Source organism: Finegoldia sp. P3-F-LR (genome assembly GCF_052932165.1).
On the sequence record NZ_JBRFJE010000016.1, the window covers coordinates 42,560 to 49,840 of the forward strand.

Below are 7,281 nucleotides of genomic sequence, written 5' to 3' on the forward strand. Positions count from 1 at the left end.
ATAAACAAAAGAACAAAAACTAATCCGTATCAATCTTTATATATTAGAACATCAAATAAATAAACTGTTGACAAAAAAATCAATAAAAGATAATATGAATTAATAGCAAGACTTTAATTTAAATATTATGAAAACGTTACGCAGTTTAATTCTATACTAAAAAAACAAAAAAATATCATTTAAACTAATATCGACAAATTAGAAGTCAAATATCAAATAAATTGTAATTTTTATGTTTTAATATAAAAAGGAGTGAAAATTATCGTGAAAAACAATAGGGAAAGAGAACACATTTGTATAAGTTATAAAAAGAAAAAATTAATTAGCTTTATTACTAAAACAATACTTAGTTTAATTTTCTTAACTTTTTGCTCAGGATTTACATATTCGAATAATGTACAAGAAGTACCTTATTATATACATAAAAATATTAAAGAAGGAAATATCAATTCAGAAGACAAAATTACTATTGACTCAAAAAGCAAAATATCACAAGAAGAATATGAAAAAACTATAAAAGATGTAGAAAACTTTTTGAAAGAAAATCATGTTATTTTTAATAATACGTCCAGAGAGGAATTTTCGACAGAATGCGACAAATTTATTAAAAATAGAAAAGAACATACAATAGTAAATACTATATTAGATTTGAAGATACTGACATCTAGCTTAAAACAAGGTCATGTTGGGATTAAAGATAATTATTTTACAGAAATTTTGCCAATAAAACTATTTAAGTATTCTGATGGAGTGTTTATTACTGAATGTCCTAAAAATTATACAGATATACTAGGAAGCGAACTTTTAGCAATAAATGATATTTCAATAGAAGAAGTTAAAAGTAAATTATTTAAGTATGAGTATGGAGAAAACCAAAATTTTAGAGATATAAGTGCAACTGTTTACTTAGTGAATCTTGATATGTTAAAGAGAGAAAGCATAGTAAAAGGACAAGAAGTACAATTAAAAATGAAGAAAAATGGTAAAATATTATACAAAAATATTAATCCATTAAAAATTGAAGATTGGCAATATGGTAAAGTTGATTCAGATTATTCGGGCATGTACTTTATAGATGTAAAAAAAATGAATGAAAAGATGAAAAACATTGATCATACAACTATTAGACCACTAAAGATAATAAATCAAACTGAAAAAAATTTTTATGCTACAGTAAAAAATAAAAATTTAATAATTTATTATAATTTATGTTCGGATAATGCAGAATTCAACATGCACAGTTTTTCAAAAGAAATAAATGAAAAATTACATAAAATTAAGCCTTCAAAAATCATTATTGATTTAAGATTTAATGGAGGAGGAAGAAGTGAATTATATCATCAAATATTAAAAGAATTGGAATTTTATCAAATATTAAATCCAGAGACGAAAATAAAAATATTAGTAGGTAACTTCACATATTCGGCATCAGGATTTGCGACAATAGAAACAATGAGAACACTAGATAATGTTGAAATAATAGGTGGAGATTCAGGATTTACAATTAAAACTACTACTGGAGTTGATAGTCTGTTTTATATAAAAAATCTTAGAACTTATTGCCAGTATGCTGCAAGATTCATAGATGTTCAAAATTACGAGAAGGAAGATGTATTTAAGCACAATTACAAAAATTATGATTACAAGAATGATATGCTTACACCAGACTTCCATGCAGAACAGTCATTTGCAGATTATATGATAGGAAATGATCCAGCGATGAATTATGCACTTAGAGATGAGGGAGACAATTCGTTATTTAATAAAATGAAGTCTATTATTGATTAATTAAAACAGGTAGTTGGAGAATAATATTGTCTAAAAATAAATCTGCCGAAACGGCATAAAATTCAAGGAGAGAAGAATATGAAAATTTTAATGGACGGTAGAAATTACGGAGTAGGAACAAGTGGAAGTGGAGTTTGTAGCATAAACGAAGCTTCTTGTTGGAATAACAAATGCAACTATTATCGAACTTTAGTATGCGTCCCAGAATTATAATAAAGGTAATGGATATGTTGCAAAGACAGACGTTAAGTAAAATGATAAAGTTAGCAGTGGTTATGATTTTTTTTATAACCACTACTAGTTTTGTTAAGCAGGACGAAATTATAACAAATAGTCAACAGGACTTAATTGATTTACGCAGCACTAATAATATTGAAGAATATGATTCTAGTGTAATTAAAGTTAATGATCCAATTAGTTCAGAAAAGTATAAGAATCAGGTAAGATGTATAAGAGATTTTATGATTGATAATCATGTTTATTATGAAGCACAAAACATTGATGAAATTACAAATTCGTATAATAAACTATTAAATGATTCACAAAATAAAACTGTTCTGGATCTAAGTCTTGATTTGATGAAGGTAATTTCAAAATATAAACAAGGGCATGTTTCTTTAAATGCAGTATATACTGCACGACCATCAGTTGTTATTCAAAAAATTAATGGGAAATATTACATAATTGGTACTACAGATAAATATAAGAACTTAATAGGATCAGAAGTCATAAGTATTAATAATATTAAGATTAAAGATGTTTTAGACAGATTAGAAGATTATGCGATTGGGGAAAATGAAAGTTTGAGAAATTGTACTAAAAATTCATTCTTGAATAATCATGAAATATTGAAAAAAGAAAATGTGATGACAGAAACAAAGAATATTTACGAATTAAAAACTGGAGATAAAATAATAAAATTAGATATACCTTTTGAGGAGTCAAAAGATTTTATAGTTAGTAAATTAAAGATTAATGGAAGAAAAACTGATTTATTGAAGTACAATCAGAAAACTGACAAAAATGAAGAATATAATATTACTAAACCATTATCATATCCAGTAGATGTAAACAGATTACATTATATTGAAACAAAAGAAAACAATTTAATTCTTAGATATAATTCCTGCACAGAAAATGATAATTATAAGATTGAAAAATTCACTAAGGATGTCTGCGACAAATTAGATAATAACAATTTTTCAAATATAATCATAGATTTAAGATATAACTCCGGAGGAAATTCATCATATATTTTCGATATCTATAGAAAAATGTTGGCATATCAAAGAGCAAATCCTAAAACCAAAATAAAAGTTCTAGTAAGCGATGAAACTTACTCTGCTGCAGGAGATTGCGCTTTGCTATTTGTAAAGAATTTTCATAATGTTGAAGTCATAGGAAAAGATAGTGGATTTCCGGTATTAACATCAGCTGGAAATGTGGAAGGGTTATATACAAGAGATACTTATATTGGAATAAATTACTGCACAACTGTTTTTAGACAACACTATGAATATGTAGATTCATATTTGTTTAATTATATGAACTTTGATTTTGACAGGAATACAATGACACCAGACTTCCATGCCGAGAAATCCTACGCTGATTACATGATAGGAAATGACCCTGCAATGAATTATGCGTTGAGAGAGGAGGGCAATAGTTCTTTGCTTGATAAAATAAAAGGACTATTTAATTAGATTTTTCTAGGAAATATGAGAAGCTTCAAAAACCACATGAATTGAAATTCAATTTTGTGGTCTTTTTGCTTGTTGATAATTATTTTTTATTACTTTATTTCCTGTTGATTTAAATTTAATGATGTTTTAATACTACATATTATTGTAATATTTATTAAAATATATGTTAAAATATAGATAAGAGTTAATGAGGTAAAAAACTAAAACGTAAAAAAAGTAAGAAAGCAATCACTGTGAAACACTTGTAATTACTTTTAGTGAAATACCAATAACAGGAGGAAACTATGCTTAAATATTTACATAAAAAACTAATCAGAAGCAAAACATATTTTTTCGTGATTTTATTATCGTTAATAATGTGCTGCGCAACCTTATTTTTACAAATGCAAAAGTCAACATATTATGAGCTAGATAGAATAAAAGAAATGGAATCCAGCACTGATAGTTTGATTGCTTATTTTTTGAAAAACAAAAGAAGTGGCAATAAAATAAATCCAAAGTTAAGCGTCGAAGAAAACGAAAAAATATATGACACAGAATTAAAATATTATGGAAAGTTATCGGATAATTTGTACGAGATAGACAATTTTATGTCGACAAATACGAACAAGTCATCATTTGAACAATACAGTAGAAAATACGATGCCAAAGCAATCTATACTCACGAACAAAACGTTTTAGAACTTTTAGATGAATTGGATTCTCACGTAAATTACGAAAAGATAAAACTAGATGAGGACTACATTAGTTTTATTAAACATAGGAATTCTGATAATTCTACAAAAACAAATGAAGTTATAAATGAGTATAAACAGTTAAATTTTTCAGCGATTATTTCGAAACAGTCGTATGTTTTATTTGGTGCAGTTCCGGCGATATTTTTAGCTATATTTCTAATCATATCCTTGGAAAATGATGATGTGTTGAAGAAGTTGCCATTTAAAAACATCTTAATCACAAAGAATAGATTCTATATGAGTTTATTAATTTATATTATGTATATTGTGTCAGTTTTATTATTCTTGTGGTTAATTAGCACAGTATTTCTGGATGGATTCGGTAAATTTGATTATCATCACATATCTGTACTTGAAAGATACAAATTCTTAACTGAAAAACAGAACTTAGGATTTGTAAAGTTAGAGTATTTGAAACCTTACGAAATCTTGCTGCGAGCAATCGTAACTTTGGTTTTATCTTCTACTTTTGTATTTGGAATATTATCATTTGTTAAGAAAATTTTCACATCAAAAACAATGGAAATGATTTGTTCTATTATTGTTATTGGTGGTTTTGTTGGTGATTTGTTACTGTTCAATCACAGATTCAATCCACTATTCATAACTAAATATTTTTCGTGGATGCAAATGGTATGCTTGTTGTTGGTAGATATAATTCTTTTAGTTTGCTGTTTCAGTGTCAAGGATAGAGCGAAAAAAGAAAAAGTATCCTACAGAAAAGTTGACACGACTAGTGTGAAGGGGTTGGTGTTAACTAATATAATTTCCAAGCAAATGGTTGTGTTTATTTTAATAACAGTTGGTTTGTTTTCGTTATTTACGGCTTTTAAAACCGAAAAATACAATAAATTACGTGAAGAAGGAGAGCAAGTTTACAAGAATTACTTAGCTTTTGGTCAGTCTTATAAGGCAAAGATTTTAAATGATCCTTATTTGACAGAGGCAGAAATTAATCAAAATCTTGAAAATTTCGAAAAAGAATTTGAAGGTGGAATTAAAGAATACAGGGTATATATCAATAAAGAAAAAAATCCAGATACATTCTACAATTTTTATCAAGATAAATTTACATCAGGAGATTTGAGGTTTGATCAAAGTAGTGGATATATGGATAAGAACGATTCTTTGAGTATGTACACAAAACGATACATGTACGATAAGCTTGAAATATTAAAGAATATGAAAGTAATTCCTTCTAATAGATTATACGATGGAATATATAATGTGGATTACAATCCTGAAGATGGAGTTAAATATTTAAAGATAAAAGACAGGATATTTTCCTATTTGTTTAATGGAAGTAGTGAGGGTATTACAGGAATAAATCTGTTGTACGATTTGTTCTACACAAAATTCAATATTATTGTTACATTATTGTCTGCTTGTATGTTTGGAAGTTTGCTATCTAGAAATAAGAAGATTATAGAAATGCAAAAACTAACGCCAATTAACAAAAATTCTATTTATAGACGAAATGTATTATCAAGTATTTTAAGCACAATAATAGGATTCTTGATTGTTTTGGCAATTGTATTTGCAATTGGAACAACAATCGGTGGAATTGGTAATTCACAACTTCCAACAATGAGAATATCAAACATAATGTTTAGTGCAGAAGTTATGAGATACAGGGAATTTATTATCAAAAGTGTGATATTGTCTATACTAGTGTGTGCTTGTATATCAATGGTTATAAACTTTACAAAACTATTTATAGACAATAAAATGTCCAATTTGGTTATTGCAATGATTGTAATTTTATCAATAGGATTACCGTACATTGTGAAATTCGTTCCTGCATTTTTACCTTTATCTTATATAGATAGTTCTGCTGTGGCGAATGGATTTATGTCATTTCATCAACAAAATGGATATTTAAATTTTACGTTTGGAGTAATATCTATTATTTTATGGACTGTAGTGTTGTATTTTATTAGCAAGAAGAAATTTGAAGAAAAGAGGAAATAAATGTTACAAGTTATTGATTTAGAAAAGAAATACAATGGTAAAACTATTTTAGATAAAGTCAATTTTATATTGGAAAAAGGACAGATTAAAGCGTTGGTTGGACCAAATGGATCGGGAAAAACTACACTGATGAATAGCATATCCAATTCCATAAAAATAGATGGTGGTAAAATAGTAATAGATAATGAACAGTATGATGATGAAAAAATCTTCAATAAGTTAACTTTTTTCAGAGATGAAACTATCTTAGATTTTAATATGAAAGGTATAGATTACTTGGAATTAATCAAGAATGCATATAAAAAATCTACAGAAGATGTGAATAATATATGCAAAAAATATGAGATAGAGGGATTTGCACATAAAAGGGTTGGAGAGTATTCATTAGGAATGAAAAAAAAGTTGATGCTTGCAATGTCTTTCTTGCCAGGAAATGATTATGTTTTGTTAGATGAACCGTTAAATGGTTTAGATCCAACAAGTGTTATAAAAACGAAGAATTTATTGAAAGAGATTGCCAAACAAAATGTAGGAATTATTATATCAAGTCATGGGTTGAATGATTTGGATGATATAAGCCGTGATATTTTGTTCTTGAAGGATAAGAAAATCTTGGAAGAAAAACTAGAATCTGTAAAATATTTGAATCTCTCAACTTCTAATGATGAACTTGTCAAAAAAACTTTGATGAACAACGGATATGAATACGAAAATAAATTGATTATACTAAAAGATGAAAATATTAAATCAATTTTGAAGATTTTATCGCAATTGGATGTAAATATTTATAGTATAGACAAGAAATCAAAATCTTCTCAAGAAAGATACATGGAATTGTTTAAAATATAATTTACACATGAAAGTTGAAGGATATTTTTAAGAAACTTAATTATAAGTTTGGTTGATTGGATGTTCTTATCTATGATATTTATACGAATAAAGACCACATGAATTGTGAACTGACCCCAAAAAGTTGGACCCAAAATCAACTTAGAGGAGGTCAGTTTTTTCATGACAAAATATAGTACAAAATTTAAGATGAAAATAGTACAAGAATACTTAAATAAAGAAGACCAGCTATC

General features: G+C 26.9%; 5 protein-coding genes. All 5 read left to right on the forward strand.

What is annotated here, in order from left to right; all coding sequences use genetic code 11:
• Window positions 1-264 precede the first annotated feature (264 nt).
• The 5 genes from ACU68U_RS07025 (at window position 265) to ACU68U_RS07045 (ending at window position 7,048) form a co-directional block, all read left to right on the forward strand.
• On the forward strand, window positions 265-1,788 hold the full coding sequence (locus ACU68U_RS07025) for a S41 family peptidase (protein ID WP_446763021.1): 1,524 nt from the start codon (window positions 265-267) through the stop codon (window positions 1,786-1,788).
• A 78-nt stretch (window positions 1,789-1,866) separates the two neighbouring features.
• Complete coding sequence (locus tag ACU68U_RS07030) at window positions 1,867-2,001, forward strand: hypothetical protein (protein ID WP_265583383.1); 135 nt, start codon at window positions 1,867-1,869, stop codon at window positions 1,999-2,001.
• Between the two features lie 62 nt (window positions 2,002-2,063).
• The gene (locus ACU68U_RS07035) at window positions 2,064-3,491 is read left to right on the forward strand and encodes a S41 family peptidase (protein ID WP_446763022.1); all 1,428 of its coding nucleotides are present in this window, start codon (window positions 2,064-2,066) and stop codon (window positions 3,489-3,491) included.
• A gap of 284 nt (window positions 3,492-3,775) precedes the next feature.
• Entirely contained in the window at window positions 3,776-6,199 is a 2,424-nt protein-coding gene (locus tag ACU68U_RS07040; RefSeq protein ID WP_446763023.1) for a hypothetical protein, read from the forward strand.
• Window positions 6,200-7,048 carry an ABC transporter ATP-binding protein gene (locus ACU68U_RS07045; RefSeq protein WP_316094045.1) on the forward strand — a complete coding sequence of 283 codons (849 nt, stop codon included), beginning with the start codon at window positions 6,200-6,202 and terminating at the stop codon, window positions 7,046-7,048.
• Window positions 7,049-7,281 lie beyond the last annotated feature (233 nt).

Bases quoted from the DNA above. Each gene is read 5' to 3' on its own strand.
- ACU68U_RS07030 (WP_265583383.1), top strand. From the start codon at position 1,867: ATGAAAATTTTAATGGACGGTAGAAATTACGGAGTAGGAACAAGTGGA.
- ACU68U_RS07035 (WP_446763022.1), top strand. From the start codon at position 2,064: ATGATTTTTTTTATAACCACTACTAGTTTTGTTAAGCAGGACGAAATT.
- ACU68U_RS07040 (WP_446763023.1), top strand. From the start codon at position 3,776: ATGCTTAAATATTTACATAAAAAACTAATCAGAAGCAAAACATATTTT.
- ACU68U_RS07045 (WP_316094045.1), top strand. From the start codon at position 6,200: ATGTTACAAGTTATTGATTTAGAAAAGAAATACAATGGTAAAACTATT.